Raw genomic sequence first — 16,193 nt, 5'->3', positions numbered from 1 at the left:
CTCACTCACCTGTCGACTCCTCCCATCACGGGGTCGATCGACGCGATGGCCGCGATGACGTCGGCGATCATGCCGCCCTCGCTCATCGCCGCCGTGGCCTGCAGGTTCACGAAGCTGGGGTCGCGCACGTGGACCCGCCACGGCCGCGTGCTGCCGTCGCTGACCACGTGGTAGCCGAGCTCGCCGCGGGGTGACTCGATCGGCACGTAGACCTGACCGGCCGGCACCCGGAAACCCTCGGTGACCAGCTTGAAGTGGTGGATCAGCGCCTCCATCGACTGGCCCATGATGTGCCGGACGTGGTCGAGGGAGTTGCCCATGCCGTCGGCGCCCAGCGACAGCTGCGCCGGCCAGGCGATCTTCTTGTCCTCGACCATGACCGGCCCGGGCTCGAGGCGGTCCAGCGCCTGGGCGACCAGCCGCAGCGACTCGTTCACCTCGGCCATGCGCACCAGGTAGCGGCCCCAGGCGTCGCAGGTGTCGGCGGTGGGCACCTCGAAGTCATAGGTCTCGTAGCCGAGGTAGGGCTCGATCTTGCGGGCGTCCCAGGCCAGGCCGGTCGCCCGCAGCACCGGGCCGGTCACGCCGAGCGCCACGCAGCCGGTGAGGTCGAGGTAGCCGGCGTCCTTGAGCCGGTTCTGCCAGATCGGCTGCCCGGTGAGCAGCCGGTGGAAGTCCGCGACCCGCGCCGGGAAGACCTTCAGGAACTCGCGGATGCTCTCGACCGCCCCCTCGGGGAGGTCCTGGGCGAGCCCGCCGGGCCGGATGTAGGCGTGGTTCATCCGCAGGCCGGTGATCTCCTCGAGCAGGTCGAGGACCATCTCCCGCTCGCGGAAGCCGTTGGTCATGCCGGTGAGGGCACCCATCTCCATGCCGAAGGTGGCCAGGGCGACCAGGTGCGAGGCGATCCGGTTGAGCTCCATCACCAGGACGCGGATCGTCTGGGCACGCGGCGGCGCCTCGACGCCGAGCAGCTTCTCGACGGCCAGGCAGTAGCCGGCCTCGTTGAACAGCGGGGACAGGTAGTCCATCCGCGTCACGAAGGTCGTGCCCTGGGTCCAGGTGCGGTACTCGGTGTTCTTCTCGATGCCGGTGTGCAGGTAGCCGATGACCACCCGCGCCTTGGTCACCGTCTCGCCCTCGAGGTCCAGGACCAGCCGGAGGACACCGTGCGTCGAGGGGTGCTGCGGACCCATGTTGACGACGAGACGCTCCTCGCCGTGCGGGTCGGCGAAGGTCAGGTCCCAGTCGCCACCGGTGACCGTGTAGACGCGGCCCTCGGTGGTCTCGCGGGAACCGGCGTACGGGTCGGCCTCGTTGTAGGTGGTGCTCATCCCTGCCCCTCCTCGACTCCGGACTCGTTCCGCTCCTCGGTCGCCAGCGCTCCCTGCGATGCCCGCTCACCCGTCGTCTTCGGGTAGGCGCCCTTCATCGGTAGGCACGTCGCGTGTCCGGCGGCGGGATCGTGGCGTCGTGGTACTCCACGGGGATCCCGCCCAGCGGGTAGTCCTTGCGCTGCGGGTGCCCGTCCCAGTCGTCGGGCATCAGGATGCGGGTCAGCGCCGGGTGGCCGTCGAAGACGATCCCGAACATGTCCCAGGCCTCCCGCTCGTGCCAGTCCGCCGTGGGGTAGACGCCGGTCACCGACGGGACGTGCGCGTCCTCGGCCGTGACCGCGACCTCGAGCCGGATCCGGCGGCGGTAGGTCATCGAGGTCAGGTGGTAGACGACGTGCAGGCGCGGCCGTCCCGGGTCGACGGCCGGGCCGCCGCTGTCGAGGTAGTCGACACCGGAGACGCTGCTGCACAGCTCGAAGCGCAGCGCCTCGTCGTCCCGCAGCGCCTGGACCAGGGTCAGCAGGTGCTCGCGGGCCACGAAGTAGGTGATCTCGCCGCGGTCGACCAGCACCCGCTGCACGGCCGCCGCGTAGGTCGCCTCCCCGACGGCCTCGATCAGCGCGTCGGTGACCTCGTCGAACCAGCCGCCGTAGGGCCGGTCGGTGGAGTGCAGGGCCACCGCGCCGCCGGGCTCCACGCGGACCAGGCCACCGAAGCCGGAGGTGTCACCGCTGCCGGTGACCCCGAAGGCGCCCTTCCGGAACCCGCCGGACGGGGCGTCGGCCCCGATCGCCGGGTCCTGCCCGCTGCGGTCCACCGGGCCGCTCATCGCCGCACCTGCCGCTCGACGCCGGGCCACGGCACCGCGTTGCCGTCCCGCTGCTCGATGAGGAACTGGCCGGTGCGGCCCTGTGCCGCGGCCTCCTCGTAGGCACGCCGCGCCGCCTTGTCGACGCGCACGGTCGACGGCATCTCCAGGTGCAGGTCCTTCGCGGTGCCCTCCTCGCGGGCGCGCTCGAGCGCGCGCTCGCGCTTGGCGCCGAGGGGCTCGTGCTGGATCTTGTGGTGCAGCTTGAGGATGGCGTCCATGAGCATCTCCGGCCGCGGCGGGCAGCCGGGCAGGTACATGTCCACCGGGACGATGTGGTCGACGCCCTGGACGATCGCGTAGTTGTTGAACATGCCGCCGGAGCTGGCGCAGACGCCCATGGCGAGCACCCACCGCGGCTCGGGCATCTGGTCGTAGATCTGCCGCAGGACGGGCGCCATCTTCTGGCTGACCCGGCCGGCGACGATCATCAGGTCCGCCTGCCGCGGCGAGGCCCGGAAGACCTCCATGCCGAAGCGGGCCAGGTCGTACCGGCCGGCGCCCGAGGCCATCATCTCGATGGCGCAGCAGGCCAGGCCGAACGTGGCCGGCCACAGCGACGACTTGCGGGTCCAGTTGACCAACTTCTCCACGCTGGTCAGCAGCACGCCGCTCGGCAGCTTCTCCTCGAGTCCCATGACTAGCTCGCCCGCCCCATGCTCGGTCCCACGCTCAGTCCCATTCCAGCCCCCCGCGCCGCCACTCGTACGCGAAGGCGAGGAAGACGGTGCCGATGAAGACGACCATCGCGACCAGGCCCCACAGCCCCAGCGCGTCGTTGGCGACGGCCCAGGGGTAGAGGAAGACGATCTCGATGTCGAAGACGATGAAGAGCATCGCCGTCAGGTAGTACTTCACCGGGAAACGGCCTCCGGTGAGCGGCTGGTCGACCGGCTCGATCCCGCACTCGTAGGCGTCGAGCTTGGCCCGGTTGAAGCGCCGCGGACCGATGAACGGCGCGGCGGTGACCGAGAACAGCGCGAACGCCGCGGCCAGCGCGAAGAGCCCGACGATCGGGACGTAGTTCGAGAGCATCAGTGGCACCCTACGGTGAGGACGATCACGTTCCGGGCAGGTCCGGAACGCTTCCGGGACGTGTCGAGACGTGGGTATCTGCGCATGTCAGGCCGCCGGTACCAGCCGGGTGAGGACGGCGATCGCGCGGTCGACGCCGTCGCCGTCCCGGCCGTCGCCGAGGTTGCCCATGAGCCGCAGCGCGGCGTTCACCAGCGCCGGCCGCTTGAGGCCGTGGGCCGTGGTGAAGCGCACGACGTCCGGGCGGCTGAGCAGGGCGAGGAAGCCGAGGCCGAGCCGGTGGTGGCGCCCGTAGGCGGCGCGCAACCGCTCGGGATAGCGGCGCAGCACGCCCTCCCGAGCGGGGCCGGCCGGCCGGGACAGGGCGTCGGCCGCCGTCTCCGCGGCCATCCGCCCCGTCTCCAGGGCGTAGCTGATGCCCTCGCCGTTGAACGGGTTGACCGCGCCGGCGGCATCGCCGGTCAGCAGCAGGCCCCGGGTGTAGGCGGGCTGCCGGTGCAGGGCCATGGGCAGCCCGGCACCGCGCAGCGGCGACAGCGCGTACTGCTCACCGAGCTGCTCCTCCGCCGGGAAGGTGTCCAGCCACCGGCGGAGGACCTCGCGGTGGTCGCTGCCGTCCGATCGGCGGGTGTCGAGCAGGCCGAAGCCGACGTTCGCGGAGCCGTCGCCCATCCCGAAGATCCAGCCGTAGCCGGGCATGGACGCGGCCGTCGGGCCCTCGGGCGCCAGGTCGAAGGAGATGTCGAGGTAGGCGTCGTCGGTGCGCGGGCTCGACACGTACCGCCGGACGGCGATCCCGAGCGGCCGGTCCTCGCGGCGCGCCAGCCCCAGGGACTTCGCCAGCCGCCCGGACAGTCCCTCGGCGGAGACCACGAGGGGGGCGCGGACCTGCCGCGGCTCCTTGTCCGGCCCCACCGTGCAGGAGACGCCGGCGACCCGCCCGGCCTCGTCGAGGAGCGGCTCGGTGACCGTCACCTCGGTGTGCACGTGCGCCCCCGCCGCCGCCGCGTGCGCGGCGAGACGGGCGTCCAGCTCGCTGCGCCGGCAGACCAGGCTGTGGCCGGGCCAGGAGGACAGCTGCGGCCAGTCGACCTCGACGACCTGCCCGCCGCCGTGCACCCGCAGGCCCTTGTGCCGCACCCAGCCGGTGGTGTCCAGACCCAGGTCGTCGAGCGCCTTCACCCCGCGCGGGGTCAGCCCGTCGCCGCAGACCTTCTCCCGCGGGAAGGAGGCCTTCTCCAGGACGACGACGTCCAGCCCCGCCTGCGCCAGCCACCGCGCCGCGGCGGACCCGGCGGGCCCGGCGCCGACCACGACCACGTCGGCACCGGGTGGCGGTGCGGTCGTGGTGCCCGGCACGGCGCGCCTCCTCCGGTGAGCTTGTGAATTGGTTCACAAAGTCTGTCGTCCCGAGTCTAGGCCGCCCTGTGAGCTAGCTGACAGCACCCCCGCGCGGTGGGATGCGTCACAGCGGGTCCGGGGAGCCGCGCAGGGCGTCGCGGACCTCCTCGTCCGTCGTCTGGTCGAAGTCGGCGTAGGCCTGGCCGACGGCGCGGAAGCCGCGCGGCGCCAGCAGGCAGACGAGCCCGTCGACGAGTGGTTCCAGCGCCGCACAGGCGCGGGGGGACCCGACCGGGACGGCGACCGTGACCGACGTGGCCCCGCCGGCCCGCACCGCGGAGACGGCGGCGCGGACGGTGGCGCCGGTGGCCACGCCGTCGTCGACGAGCACGACCGCACGCCCGCTGACGGCGAGCGGCGGCCGGCCCTCCCGGTAGGCCGCCTCCCGGCGCCGCAGCTCGGCCAGCTCCTGCCGGCCGACCTCGTCGAACGTCCCGGCGTCGACGGCGGCGGCGCTCAGGACGGGGTCGACCCGGACCGTCTCGATGCTGCCCCCGACCGCGGCGATGGCGCCCATGGCCAGCTCCGGCTGGGCGGGCAGGCCGAGCTTGCGGACGACGAGGACGTCCAGCGGGGCGCCGAGGACCGCGGCCACCTCCGCCGCGACGACGACCCCGCCCCGCGGGAGACCGAGCACGAGCGGATCGGGCGGCAGCCGGCCGACGAGCTGCTCCCCCAGCGCCCGGCCGGCCGCACGGCGGTCCGCGAAGCGCTGGTCACCCACGCCGGGCCCTAGAGCGGTTGCGGCGTCGGGGCCGGCGGCGGCGCCGTGGGGTCGACGGGATCGGGCGCCGGGTACGGGGCGGGCACCGGCGGCGGGACCGGGTCCGTCGGCGACGGCGAGGGACCCGGCTGCGGTGGCGGGTTCGTCATGGACCGACGCTAGAACCGGCAGCGCCGGATCGGAACCCCGATGGCCGGAAGTCCTCAGACCCGGCGGGCGCGGTGCAGGGCGACGATCCCGCCGGTCAGGTTCTGCCAGGCGACCTCACCCCAGCCGGCCGCCTGCACGCGGGCGGCCAGCGCGGCCTGGCCGGGCCAGGCCCGGATCGACTCCGCCAGGTAGACGTAGGCCTCCGGGTTGCTGCTCACGGCGCGCGCGATCCGGGGCAGCGCAGTCATCAGGTACTCGGTGTAGACGGTGCGGAAGGGGGCCCAGGTGGGCGAGGAGAACTCGCAGACCACCAGCGTCCCGCCCGGCCGGGTCACCCGGTTGAACTCGCGGAGGGCGGCGTCGGGGTCGGCCACGTTGCGCAGCCCGAAGGAGATGACGACCCCGTCGACGCTCGCGTCGGCGAGCGGCAGCGCCATGGCGTCCCCGGCCACCTTCGGCACCGGCCGGGCGGCGCCGGCGCGGAGCATGCCCTGGGAGAAGTCGCAGGCGATCGCGGTGACCCCGCCGGCGGCGAGCTGCACCGTGGACACCGCCGTGCCGGCCGCGACGTCGAGCACGGTCTGGCCGGGGCGGGCGCCCAGCGCCTCCCGGGTCGCCCGGCGCCAGGAGGAGTCGAGGCCCCCCGAGAGGACGGTGTTCGTGACGTCGTAACGGCGGGCGACGCGGTCGAACATCGCGGCGACGTCGGCGGGCCGCTTGTCCAGTCCCGCCCGGGCGCCGGCGGCGTGAGCCATGTCCCTATGAGCAGCGTCTCGCCGGTCTCCCACGGTCGGAAGGTTACGTCGGCCCGCTGCAGGGGCCCGTCGCGAGCCTGCGAGCGACGGGGGGCAGCGGGTCCTTCACCTACTCTGGGGCGGTGACTGCGGCTGCGCTGACCCCTCCGGCAGCCGCCGCGCGCACCGTCACCACGGTGCAGGTCCCGGCGGCCGGCGAGCTGCTGGACCGGCTCCCGGCCGAGGGCGCGCTGTCGTGGGTGCGCCGCGGCGAGGGCCTGGTGGGCTGGGGCGAGGCGGCCCGCCTCGAGGTCACCGGGCCGCACGCCCTGCAGGAGGCGGCCGCCTGGTGGGCCGACTACACCGCGGAGCTGGACGGCGACGACGAGCTGGACGTGCCGGGCTCGGGTCCCGTCCTGTTCGCCAGCATCGCCTTCGACCCCGCCGCCGGGACGTCGGTGTTCGTCGTCCCGGAGGTCGTGCTCGGCCGGCGCGACGGCGTCGCCTGGCTGACCACGGTGGGCGGCGCCGATCCGCGCGCCGTCCGGCTCCCCGACCCGGTCGACGACGGCCCGGCGCTGCGGCTGCGCTACGCCGACGGCGCCCTCGACCCGGCCACCTGGTGCGCCGCGGTCGCCGAGGCCGTGACCCGGATCGACGCCGGGGCGCTGCAGAAGGTGGTGCTGGCCCGCGACCTGCTGGTCACCGCCGACGTCCCGCTCGACCCCCGGCGCCTGCTGCGCCGGCTGGCCGCGCGCTTCCCCGACTGCTGGACGTTCGCCGTCGACGGCCTGCTCGGCGCGACCCCGGAGCTCCTCCTGCGCCGCACCGGGCGGCAGCTCTCCGCACGGGTGCTGGCCGGCACCGCGCCGCGCGGGGCGGGGGCCGACGACGACCGGCTGGCCGCGGCCCTGATCGGCTCGGCGAAGGACAGGTCCGAGCACGCGCTCGCCGTGGACTCGCTGGTCCGCGCGCTCGAGCCGTTCTGCGCGACGCTGCACGCCCCCGAGGAACCCGAGCTGCTCACCCTCGCCAACGTCCGGCACCTGGCCAGCGACGTCACCGGCACCCAGCGCCGCCGCGGTGCCCGCGCCGGGGCGGGGCTGCTGGAGCTCGTCGGCGCGGTGCACCCCACGGCCGCGGTGTGCGGCACCCCGACGCCGGACGCCGCGGCGGTCATCACCGAGCTCGAGGGCATGGACCGCGGCCGCTACGCCGGGCCGGTCGGCTGGCTGGACTCCCGGGGCGACGGCGAGTTCGGCCTGGCCCTGCGCTGCGCCGAGCTGGTCGGCGAGGACAGCGCCCGCCTGTTCGCCGGCTGCGGCATCGTCGCCGGCTCCGACCCGGCCGCCGAGCTGGCCGAGACCCAGTCGAAGTTCGCCGCCTTCCAGGCCGCGCTCGAGGGCTGACCAGTACCCCGGCTGCCGACGTTCGCCCTGAACGGCCGCGGCCGGACGTTGTGCGCTGGTCAGCAGTTCCCGGAAGGAAAGCTGCCGACTTGCGCACAATGCTCCTGGCTGCGGGGTGCCCGCAGGGCGAAGGTTGCCCGTCGCGGTACTAGCGGCGTCGCCGCTCGGCCCAGGAGTAGGCCAGGTAGGCCGGCCACAGCAGCGCGGTGAAGGCCACGAAGAACCACCCCATGAAGGCGTCCCCGTCGGCGAAGAAGTAGATCGCCGTCCCCAGCCCGATCACCGCCCCGAGCAGGCAGACGGCGCGGTAGGCAGAACGCGGGATCATGGGCTGGTCCGTTCGAGGATCACGCCCGACCACGCTCCGGCGGACGGGGCTGCCGGACAACCGCAGGGACGGCGAGCCACCGCATCGAATGACGTGGCTCAGGCGTCCAGCGCGGCCGCGGCGGCAGCGCGGAGCCGGACCGCCAGCGCCGCCTCGGCGCGCTGGTCGGTGCCGACCACGACGACCCGCGGTCCCCCGAGCACCAGCGCACGCGGCAGCTCGTCGGGCGAGGTCACCCGGCTCGAGGCCCAGCCCAGGGACTCCGCGACCGCCACCAGGTCCCGGCCGTGCGGCGTCCCGAACACCCGCCGGTAGTCGCGGGCGTGCCGGTCCTCCCCCGGCTCGAGCTGGGCGAAGATGCCGCCGCCGTCGTTGTCCGGGACGACGACGGTCAGGTCCGGTGCCGGCTCGCCCTCCCCGATCAGCAGCCCGGTCAGGTCGTGCAGGAACGTCAGGTCCCCCATCAGCGCGAACGCCCGGCCGCCGTGCACCGCCGCCGCACCGATCGCCGTCGAGATCGTGCCGTCGATACCGGCGACCCCGCGGTTGGCCAGCACGGTGAGGTCCGCCCGCGGCACCGCCAGCCGGTCGACGTCGCGCACCGGGGTGGAGGACCCGAGGACCAGCAGCGCGCCCGGGGGCAGCGCGGCGACCACGTCGCGGGCCAGCCGGGCAGCGGTCATCGCCGGGGCGTCGTCGAGGACGGCATCGACGGCGGCCCCCACCCGGTCGGCGGCGGCGTGCCAGGCGGCGGCCCAGTCCCCGTCGACCGGTCCGCCGGGCTCCGTGCCGGCGAAGAGCCGTCGCACGCCGGCGCTCGACCGCCCGGCGTCGGCCCACCGCGGGGAGGCGCTCACCGTCTCGACCGTGACGGCCGGGTCCGCGAGCAGCGCCCCGACCGGCCGGGAGAGGGTCGGGCGGCCCACGACGAGCACCCGCTCGGGTCGGTGCCGGGCCAGCCAGCCGGGCGTCCCGAGCGCCAGCACGCCTCCGCGGACCCCGCCCGGCAGCCCCCAGAACGCGCTGCTCGGTTCGGCGACCAGGGGCCACGGGGAGCCCTGGGAGATCCCGGGTGCGGCGTGCAGCGGGCCGTCGCCGGCGATCACCAGCGTGCGCGCGGGCAGACGGTGCGCCTGCGCAGCCCAGCCCGCCGACGGCTCGGCCGCCGTCCACGGCGCGCCGTCCGGACGCCCCGCCCAGGGCCCGGCGAGCCCGTCGTCCTCGTCGTCGGGCAGCAGCGGCTCGCGGAGGGCCAGGTTCAGGTGCACGGGTCCGGGGTCGGCCGAGAGCGTGCCGGCGGCGACGGTCAGGGCCCTGGCGACGAGCGAGCGCCAGTAGCGGTTCTGCGCGGCCTCCCGGCCGACCTCGGGGACGCCGACGTCGGCCGCCCAGCGGACCGCCCCGCCGTAGAGGCCGGCCTGCTCGATGGTCTGGTTGGCCCCGGTCGCCCGGAGCTCCGGCGGCCGGTCGGCGGTGAGCGCCAGCAGCGGCACCCCGCTCGCGTCCGCCTCCAGCACGGCCGCGTGCAGGTGCGCGGCGGCCGTGCCCGAGGTGGTGAGCACCGGCACCGGCCGGCCCGAGGCCTTGGCCAGGCCGAGGGCGAGGAAGGCCGCCGTCCGCTCGTCGATCCGGACGTGCAGCCGCAGGCGCCCGTCGCGCTCGGCCGCGGCCAGCGCCAGGGCGACCGGCGCGGACCGGGAGCCGGGCGCCAGCACGGCGTCGGTGACGCCGCCCCGCACGAGCTCGTCGACCAGCACGCGGGCGAACGCGGTGGCCGGGTTCACGCGCGCACCGCGTCCAGCCGGGTGCGCCAGCGCGTCGCGGTGCCGGCGTCGGCCGCCACGGCCGCCAGCCGGTCGGGCTCCGGCCGCAGCACCGGCAGCTCGCCGTCGACCGGCAGCAGGGGCGTGGAGCTGACGTCGCCGGTGAACAGGGCCACGGTGGCCAGCCCGCAGGCGAACGGCAGCTCGGGGAGCGCGGCGGCCAGCGCGACCCCGGCCGCGATGCCGACCGACGACTCCAGGGCGGAGGAGACGACGCAGGGCAGGTCGTGCGCCTCGGCCACCCGCAGGGCGGCCCGCACCCCGCCGAGCGGCTGCACCTTGAGGACGACGACGTCGCAGGCCTCGCGCAGGTCGACCCGCAGGGGGTCGGCCGAGCGGCGCAGCACCTCGTCGGCGGCGATCGGCACGTCGACCCGGCGCCGCAGCGCGGCCAGCTCCTCGAGCGTCGCGCACGGCTGCTCGACGTACTCCAGCCCGACGCGACGGTCCAGGTCGACGATGCGGGCGACCGCGGTGTCGACGTCCCAGGCGGCGTTCGCGTCGACGCGGATGGCGCCGGCCGGCCCGAGCGCGTCCCGGACCGCCTCCACCCGGGCGAGGTCGTCGGCCGGTGACTGCCCCGGCTCGGCCACCTTCACCTTCGCCGTGCGGCAACCCGACGCGGCCACGATGCCGTGCGCGCGCCCGGCGTCGACCGCCGGGACCGTCACGTTCACCGGTACCGAGCCGCGCACCGGGGCCGGCCACCCGTCGACGGCCGCCTCCACCGCCGCGGCCCACCAGCGGCGGCTCTCGGCCACGTCGTAGTCCCAGAACGGGGAGAACTCCCCCCAGCCCGCCGGCCCGCGCACGAGCACGCCGTCGCGGACGTCGATGCCCCGGAAACGGGTGCGCAGCGCCACCGACCAGACCCGCAGCTCCGCGATCCCGGCCGGGAGCGGGGGTCCGGCGGCCTCGGTGATCACGGTCGAAGCGTAGTTCGGCCGCGACCGTAGGCTGTTCCTCGTGGGCGGGGGGCGGGAGCGCGGGGCCAGGCACCTCACCCTCGTGCCCGCGGCCGAGCTCACCCCGGACCACCTGCGTGCTGCGCTCGCGGGCACCACCCCCCTGGCGGTCCTCCCGGACGGCCCGCCCGCGGTGGTCGCCGCCGCCCGTGCCGCGCTGCGGCCCGAGGAGCCCCTGGAGCCCGGCGCCGACCTGGTCGTGGTCACCTCCGGTTCGACCGGGCCGGGCCGGGCCGTCCTGCTGCCGGCAGCGGCCCTGCGCGCCTCCGCGGCGGCGACCCACGACCGCCTCGGCGGTCCCGGCGCGTGGCTGCTGGCCCTGCCGGTGTCGGCGATCGCCGGCCTGCAGGTCCTCTGCCGCAGCATCGTCGCCGGGACCCGCCCCGAGGTGCTGGCGACGGGGGAGCTCCTGGCCGCGGCCGTCGCGCGGATGCCCGCCGGACCCCGGTTCACCTCGCTGGTGCCCACGCAGTTGCGCCGGTACCTGGACGCCGAGGCCGGCGCGCTGCGCGCCTTCGACGCCGTCCTCGTCGGCGGGGCGGCCACCGATCCGGACCTGCTCGACCGGGCGCGGGCGGAGGACGTCCGCGTCGTCACCACCTACGGCATGACCGAGACCGCCGGTGGCTGCGTCTACGACGGGCACCCGCTCGACGGCGTGGCGGTCCGGGTGGCCGACGGACCCGGCGGTGGGGAGCCCGCAGGACCCGGCGGTGGGGGGCCCGCAGGACTCGGCGGTGGGGGGCCCGCAGGACTCTTCGGTGGGGGGCCCGCAGGACTCGGCGGTGGGGGGATAGAGCTGTCCGGACCCACCCTCGCGATGGGCTACCGGCTGGACCCGGCAGGCACGGCTGCCGCCTTCGTCGAGGGCTGGTTCCGCACCCGCGACGCCGGCACGGTGGACGCCGACGGCCGGCTGCAGGTCGCCGGCCGGCTGGACGACGTGCTGATCTCCGGCGGGGTGAACGTGTCGCCGGCCGCGGTCGAGGCGGCCCTGCGGACGCACCCGGCGGTCACCGACGCGGTCGTCTTCGGCCGGCCGGACGAAACCTGGGGGCAGCGCGTCGTGGCCGCCGTCGTCCCGGCGCCGGGGGCCGTGCCCGACCTGCCCGACCTGCGCGGCTGGGTCGCCGACCGGCTCGGCCACCCGGCCGCCCCGCGCCAGCTGCACCTCCTCGACGCGCTGCCGCTCCTGCACACCGGCAAGCCCGACCGCCGTGCGGTCGCGGCGCTGACCCCGGAGGTCTGATGGCCACCCCCGCCCAGTGGATCGCCGGTGCCCGCCCGCGCACCCTCCCCGCGGCGGTCGCGCCCGTGCTGGTCGGCACCGGCGCGGCCGCTGCCCTGGACGGCTTCGCCCTGCCCGCGGCGCTGCTCGCGCTGGTCGTGGCGCTGGCCCTGCAGGTGGCGGTCAACTACGCCAACGACCACTCCGACGGGAAGCGGGGGACCGACGCCGACCGGGTGGGCCCCATGCGCCTGGTCGGCTCGGGCGCCGCGACCCCGGCGCAGGTGCTCACCGCCGCCCTGCTGGCCTTCGCCGTGGCGGGGGTCGCGGGGCTGGCACTGGCCGCGCTGTCGAGCTGGTGGCTGGTCGCCGTGGGAGCGGTGTGCATGGCCGCCGCGTGGACCTACACCGGCGGCCCGGCGCCCTACGGCTACCGGGCGCTGGGCGAGGTGTTCGTCTTCGTCTTCTTCGGCCCGGTGGCCGTCGTGGGCACCACGTTCGTGCAGACCGGCACCGTGCCGGGGCTCGCGGTCGCCGTCTCGGTACCGGTCGGCCTGCTCATCGTGGCGATCCTCGTGGTCAACAACCTGCGGGACATCGACGGGGACGCCGCCGCGGGCAAGCGCACCCTCGCGGTGCTCCTGGGTGACCGGGTCACGCGGCTGGTCTTCGCCGGCCTGTTCGTCGTCGCCTTCGCCGTGGTCGCCGCCGTGGGGCTCGGCCGGCCCTGGGCGCTGGTCGCCCTGCTCGCGGCGCCCCTGTCCTTGCCCCCGGTACGTACGGTTCTCACGAACGCGCGAGGACCGGCACTCATCCAGGCGTTGCAGGGCGCCGGGCTGGTCACCCTCGCCACCGGTGCACTGCTGGGTGCGGGTCTCGCGCTCAGCGGCTGAGCGCGGAAGGGGCCGACGATGGCCACGCACGAGGACCTGCTGGCGGCCGTCGACGAGACCTTCTCCGAGGGCATCCGGCGCGGGCTGCTGCACGCCCACGCCGAGGACCACGAACTCGACGGCCGGCACGTCACGCTGGCCGGCCGCCGGCTGCGGAACTTCGGCTCCTGCTCCTACCTCGGCTGGGAGCTCGACCCCCGCATGAAGGCCGCCGTCCGCGACGCCGTCGACCGGTACGGCACCCAGTTCTCCTCGTCGCGCACCTACGTCTCCTCGCCGCTCTACCGGACCGCGGAGGAGGAGCTCACCGCGCTCTTCGGCCGCCCGGCCGTCATCACCCCGTCCACCTCGATGGGGCACCTGGCGGCGATGCCCACGCTCGTCCGGAGCAGTGACGTGCTGCTGCTGGACCACCAGGTCCACCACTCGGTCCAGACGGCCGCGACGCTCGTGCGGGCCGGGGGCGCCCACGTCGCGCTGCTGCCCCACGACGACCTCGACGCGCTCGAGCAGGAGCTGGTGCGGCAGGGCCCGTCCCGGCGCGTCTGGTACGCCGCCGACGGCCTCTACTCGATGTACGCGGACTTCCTCCCGGCGCAGCGGCTGGACGCGCTGGCCGCGCGGCACCCGAACCTCTGGCTCTACGTGGACGACGCCCACGGCGCGTCCTGGACGGGACGGCACGGCCGGGGCCACGCCCTCGAGCAGCTGTCGGCGGAGACGCTGCGGCGCACCGTGGTCGCCGCCTCGCTCAACAAGTCCTTCGCCGCGGCCGGCGGGGTGGTGACGTTCCCCGATGCGGAGTCCCGCCGGCTGGTGGCGACCGTGGGCGGGCCGCTCATCTTCTCCGGCCCGGTGCAGCCCCCGATGCTCGGCGCGATCGTGGCCTCGGCCCGGCTGCACCGGGGTGCCGAGCTCCCCGTGCGGCAGGGGGCCCTCCGGCACCGGATCGAGCTGTTCAACCGGCTGGCGGCCGACGCCGGGCTCCCCCTGGTCTCACCGTCGGTGGCCCCGATCCGCTACGTCGGCGCAGGCACGGCGGCGGTCGCCTACCGCCTCACCGAGCGGCTCCGCGAGGCGGGCTTCCTGGTCAACACCGCCGCGTTCCCCGCCGTCCCGGCCAAGCGGTGCGGGGTGCGGCTCACCCTCACCACCCACCTCACCGACGACGACGTGGCCGACGTCGTGACCGCCCTCGCCCAGCACCTCCCGGCGGCCCTGGCCGACGAGGGCTCCTCGATGGCGGACCTGCGACGGGCCTTCGGCCGGCAGCTCGGCGAGGAGCCGCGGCCCGTCACCCGGCGGGCGACGGCGACGATCCCGGCGCCGCGGCCGGCCCCCGCGGACCTGCGCCTGGAGCGGTCCCGGTCGGTCGACGAGCTGGACGGGCGGGAGTGGGACGCCCTCCTGGGGTCGCGCGGCGCGTTCGACGTCGCGGGGCTGCGCACGCTGGCGGCGGTGTTCGGCAGCCCGGACCGGACGCGGCGGGACCGGACGCAGGACGCCTGGGACTTCACCCATCTCGTGGTCCGCGACGGCGACGGGACGCCGGTCGTCGCCACCTTCTTCACGACGGCGCGGTGGAAGGACGACATGCTGTCGCCGGCACCGGTGTCCCGCGAGGTGGAGCGACGGCGCGCGGCGTCGGGCGACCCGTTCTTCCTCACCTCGACCGTGGTGGGCATGGGGTCGCTGCTCACCGAGGGCGACCACCTGTACCTCGACCGCGGGCGGAACTGGCGGGCGGCGCTCCGGATGGTCCTGCAGGCCGCCCGGGCCGAGGAGGACGCGACCGGCGCCTCCGCCGTCGTGCTCCGCGACCTGCCCGACGGCGACGACGAGCTGCACGGCTTCCTGCTCGGCGAGGGCTTCCTGCGGGTGCCGCTCCCGGTCTCCTGGGTGCGGGAGGTCGACGTCCACGACGACGCGGCGTTCCTCGCCGGGCTGACCCGCAAGCAGCGCTACCACCAGCGCACCCGGGTGCTCGCCCACGAGCCGGGGTTCGAGGTGACCGTGCTCGCGGGCGGGAGCCCCGAGGCAGCGGCACTGCCCGCCGTCGAGCGGGACGCCCTGTACGGGTTGTACCGCGCGGTGCACGCCCGCGCGCTCGAGCTAAACGTGTTCCCGCTGCCGCGCGCGATCGTCGACGCCGTCCTGGAGCGACCGGGGTGGGAGACGGTGGTGCTGCGCCGGCCGGCGCTCAGCGCGGCGCCGATCGCCGTCGCCGTCCAGCACGTGACCGACGAGCACGTCGCACCGGTGTTCGTCGGGCTGGACTACCGGTACGTCGCCGGCGAGCACAGCTATCAGCAGCTCCTGCTGCAGGCGCTGCGCTCGGCGCAGCGCCGCGGCGCGCGGCGGGTGCTCTACGGCATGGGCGCGGACCTGCAGAAGTCCCGGTTCGGGGCCCGTCCCGTGACAAGGTGGACCTACGTGCAGCCCACCGAGACCTACCAGTCCGACGTGCTCGCACACCTGGCGGCGGGCCTACCCACGGGCTGAGCCCGTCGGCGTCACTCGTTGCCGCTGAGCCGCGTGCGCAGGTCCTCCTTCGCGGCCCGGCGCATGGTGCTGCGCGCCACCAGCCCCTCGTTCAGCCGCTCCCGCGACGGGCGCAGCAGGAAGTACGACGCCGGCATGGACAGGAGCAGGCCGAAGAGCAGGCCGGTCCAGAAGTCGAGCCCGACCAGCCACAGGAGGAGCACCAGCGCGGCGGCGATCCCCAGGCGCCCGACCGTGTAGATCAGCAGCCAGGGTGCGATCCTCGGCGGCTCGGCGGGGCCCCCTGCGGGACCGGACGGAACGGTGCTGCTGTCAGCCATGACGGCCTTCCCACTTGGTCGAGAGCACGACGGTCGTGCGGGTGCGGGCCACACCCCTGATCCTGTTCAACGCATCGATGGTGGCCTCGAGTGCCGGGATGTCGCTCACGCGGACCTTGAGCACGTACCCCTCGCTGCCCGCGACCCGCCAGCAGTCCTCGATGCCCGGGACCTCGAGCATGGCCGCCTCGACACCGGTGTCGTCGACGGCGTCGCTCTCGATGACGCTGACCAGCGCGGTGACGTCCAGCCCCACGGAGCCGGGGTCGACGACCGCCCGGTAGCCGGTGATGACGCCGGCGGCCTCGAGCTTGCCGACGCGCTCGTGCACCGCCGGTGAGGAGAGCCCGACCTGACGGGCGAGCTCGGCGTAGCTGGCGCGGCCGTTGGCGCGCAGCAGGTCGATGAGCTGCTCGTCCACGGCGTCGATGGGAGTGCTCCGTCCCGGGCGCGGCCCTGCTGGATGGCGATCGTTC

Annotated in this window: 16 protein-coding genes; 4 read left to right on the top strand and 12 right to left on the bottom strand. The window is 75.5% G+C overall.

Annotated features, from left to right (window positions below; translation table 11 throughout):
- Positions 1-5 precede the first annotated feature (5 nt).
- From BM142_RS00690 to BM142_RS00660, 7 genes are all read right to left on the bottom strand, one after another.
- Positions 6-1,334, bottom strand: a complete 1,329-nt coding sequence (locus BM142_RS00690) for an NADH-quinone oxidoreductase subunit D (RefSeq protein ID WP_092194874.1) — start codon at positions 1,332-1,334, stop codon at positions 6-8.
- Positions 1,335-1,428: 94 nt separating this feature from the next.
- A complete protein-coding gene (locus BM142_RS00685) occupies positions 1,429-2,166 on the bottom strand; it encodes an NADH-quinone oxidoreductase subunit C (RefSeq protein WP_092194873.1) in 738 nt (245 codons plus the stop codon).
- Positions 2,163-2,843, bottom strand: a complete 681-nt coding sequence (locus BM142_RS00680) for a NuoB/complex I 20 kDa subunit family protein (protein ID WP_092194872.1) — start codon at positions 2,841-2,843, stop codon at positions 2,163-2,165. Before BM142_RS00680 ends, BM142_RS00685 begins: the two co-directional genes overlap by 4 nt.
- A 34-nt stretch (positions 2,844-2,877) precedes the next feature.
- A complete protein-coding gene (locus BM142_RS00675) occupies positions 2,878-3,240 on the bottom strand; it encodes an NADH-quinone oxidoreductase subunit A (RefSeq protein WP_092194871.1) in 363 nt (120 codons plus the stop codon).
- 87 nt (positions 3,241-3,327) lie between these two features.
- Positions 3,328-4,599 (bottom strand): geranylgeranyl reductase family protein, encoded by a 1,272-nt coding sequence (locus BM142_RS00670; protein WP_092194870.1) that lies wholly within the window; start codon positions 4,597-4,599, stop codon positions 3,328-3,330.
- 106 nt (positions 4,600-4,705) lie between these two features.
- Positions 4,706-5,365, bottom strand: a complete 660-nt coding sequence (locus tag BM142_RS00665) for a phosphoribosyltransferase (protein ID WP_092194869.1) — start codon at positions 5,363-5,365, stop codon at positions 4,706-4,708.
- A 203-nt stretch (positions 5,366-5,568) separates the two neighbouring features.
- Positions 5,569-6,270: a demethylmenaquinone methyltransferase gene (locus tag BM142_RS00660; RefSeq protein ID WP_092194868.1), complete on the bottom strand. Its 702-nt coding sequence runs from the start codon at positions 6,268-6,270 to the stop codon at positions 5,569-5,571.
- 122 nt (positions 6,271-6,392) lie between these two features.
- On the opposite strand from BM142_RS00660, the gene BM142_RS00655 reads away from it, so the two are divergent.
- Positions 6,393-7,658 carry an isochorismate synthase gene (locus tag BM142_RS00655; RefSeq protein WP_092194867.1) on the top strand — a complete coding sequence of 422 codons (1,266 nt, stop codon included), beginning with the start codon at positions 6,393-6,395 and terminating at the stop codon, positions 7,656-7,658.
- A gap of 148 nt (positions 7,659-7,806) precedes the next feature.
- On the opposite strand, the gene BM142_RS00650 is transcribed toward BM142_RS00655, so the two are convergent.
- The 3 genes from BM142_RS00650 to BM142_RS00640 all read right to left on the bottom strand — a co-directional run bounded on the left by BM142_RS00650 (position 7,807) and on the right by BM142_RS00640 (position 10,735).
- On the bottom strand, positions 7,807-7,986 hold the full coding sequence (locus BM142_RS00650; protein WP_092194866.1) for a hypothetical protein: 180 nt from the start codon (positions 7,984-7,986) through the stop codon (positions 7,807-7,809).
- Between the two features lie 98 nt (positions 7,987-8,084).
- Complete coding sequence (gene menD / locus BM142_RS00645) at positions 8,085-9,770, bottom strand: 2-succinyl-5-enolpyruvyl-6-hydroxy-3-cyclohexene-1-carboxylic-acid synthase (protein ID WP_092194865.1); 1,686 nt, start codon at positions 9,768-9,770, stop codon at positions 8,085-8,087.
- On the bottom strand, positions 9,767-10,735 hold the full coding sequence (locus BM142_RS00640) for an o-succinylbenzoate synthase (RefSeq protein ID WP_254790442.1): 969 nt from the start codon (positions 10,733-10,735) through the stop codon (positions 9,767-9,769). Before BM142_RS00640 ends, menD begins: the two co-directional genes overlap by 4 nt.
- Positions 10,736-10,775: 40 nt before the next feature.
- Between BM142_RS00640 and BM142_RS00635 the strand changes: the two genes are divergently transcribed.
- The 3 genes from BM142_RS00635 to BM142_RS00625 are packed head-to-tail and all read left to right on the top strand — an operon-like array spanning position 10,776 to position 15,397.
- Positions 10,776-12,023 carry an AMP-binding enzyme gene (locus BM142_RS00635; protein ID WP_175527031.1) on the top strand — a complete coding sequence of 416 codons (1,248 nt, stop codon included), beginning with the start codon at positions 10,776-10,778 and terminating at the stop codon, positions 12,021-12,023.
- On the top strand, positions 12,023-12,895 hold the full coding sequence (locus tag BM142_RS00630; RefSeq protein WP_092194863.1) for a 1,4-dihydroxy-2-naphthoate polyprenyltransferase: 873 nt from the start codon (positions 12,023-12,025) through the stop codon (positions 12,893-12,895). Before BM142_RS00635 ends, BM142_RS00630 begins: the two co-directional genes overlap by 1 nt.
- Positions 12,896-12,913: 18 nt before the next feature.
- Positions 12,914-15,397: a PLP-dependent aminotransferase family protein gene (locus BM142_RS00625; protein ID WP_092194862.1), complete on the top strand. Its 2,484-nt coding sequence runs from the start codon at positions 12,914-12,916 to the stop codon at positions 15,395-15,397.
- 11 nt (positions 15,398-15,408) lie between these two features.
- Here the strand turns inward: BM142_RS00625 and BM142_RS00620 are convergent, their stop codons facing one another.
- Both BM142_RS00620 and BM142_RS00615 read right to left on the bottom strand, forming a co-directional pair.
- Positions 15,409-15,717, bottom strand: coding sequence for a DUF4229 domain-containing protein (locus BM142_RS00620; RefSeq protein ID WP_092194861.1), 309 nt, complete (start codon positions 15,715-15,717; stop codon positions 15,409-15,411).
- Positions 15,710-16,138, bottom strand: coding sequence for an Lrp/AsnC family transcriptional regulator (locus BM142_RS00615; protein WP_217640512.1), 429 nt, complete (start codon positions 16,136-16,138; stop codon positions 15,710-15,712). The genes BM142_RS00620 and BM142_RS00615 overlap by 8 nt, the downstream gene beginning before the upstream one ends.
- Positions 16,139-16,193: the final 55 nt, after the last annotated feature.

Origin of the sequence: Blastococcus tunisiensis, from assembly GCF_900112815.1 — a bacterium.
In the GTDB taxonomy this organism is placed as follows: Bacteria; Actinomycetota; Actinomycetes; order Mycobacteriales; family Geodermatophilaceae; genus Blastococcus_B; species Blastococcus_B tunisiensis.
Note: the sequence above shows the minus strand (reverse complement) of the source record. Positions and strands in the feature narration are given on the sequence as shown.

Bases quoted from the DNA above. Each gene is read 5' to 3' on its own strand.
- BM142_RS00680 (WP_092194872.1), bottom strand. From the start codon at position 2,843: ATGGGACTCGAGGAGAAGCTGCCGAGCGGCGTGCTGCTGACCAGCGTG.
- BM142_RS00675 (WP_092194871.1), bottom strand. From the start codon at position 3,240: ATGCTCTCGAACTACGTCCCGATCGTCGGGCTCTTCGCGCTGGCCGCG.
- BM142_RS00630 (WP_092194863.1), top strand. From the start codon at position 12,023: ATGGCCACCCCCGCCCAGTGGATCGCCGGTGCCCGCCCGCGCACCCTC.
- BM142_RS00650 (WP_092194866.1), bottom strand. From the start codon at position 7,986: ATGATCCCGCGTTCTGCCTACCGCGCCGTCTGCCTGCTCGGGGCGGTG.
- BM142_RS00685 (WP_092194873.1), bottom strand. From the start codon at position 2,166: ATGAGCGGCCCGGTGGACCGCAGCGGGCAGGACCCGGCGATCGGGGCC.
- BM142_RS00625 (WP_092194862.1), top strand. From the start codon at position 12,914: ATGGCCACGCACGAGGACCTGCTGGCGGCCGTCGACGAGACCTTCTCC.
- BM142_RS00620 (WP_092194861.1), bottom strand. From the start codon at position 15,717: ATGGCTGACAGCAGCACCGTTCCGTCCGGTCCCGCAGGGGGCCCCGCC.
- BM142_RS00690 (WP_092194874.1), bottom strand. From the start codon at position 1,334: ATGAGCACCACCTACAACGAGGCCGACCCGTACGCCGGTTCCCGCGAG.
- BM142_RS00660 (WP_092194868.1), bottom strand. From the start codon at position 6,270: ATGGCTCACGCCGCCGGCGCCCGGGCGGGACTGGACAAGCGGCCCGCC.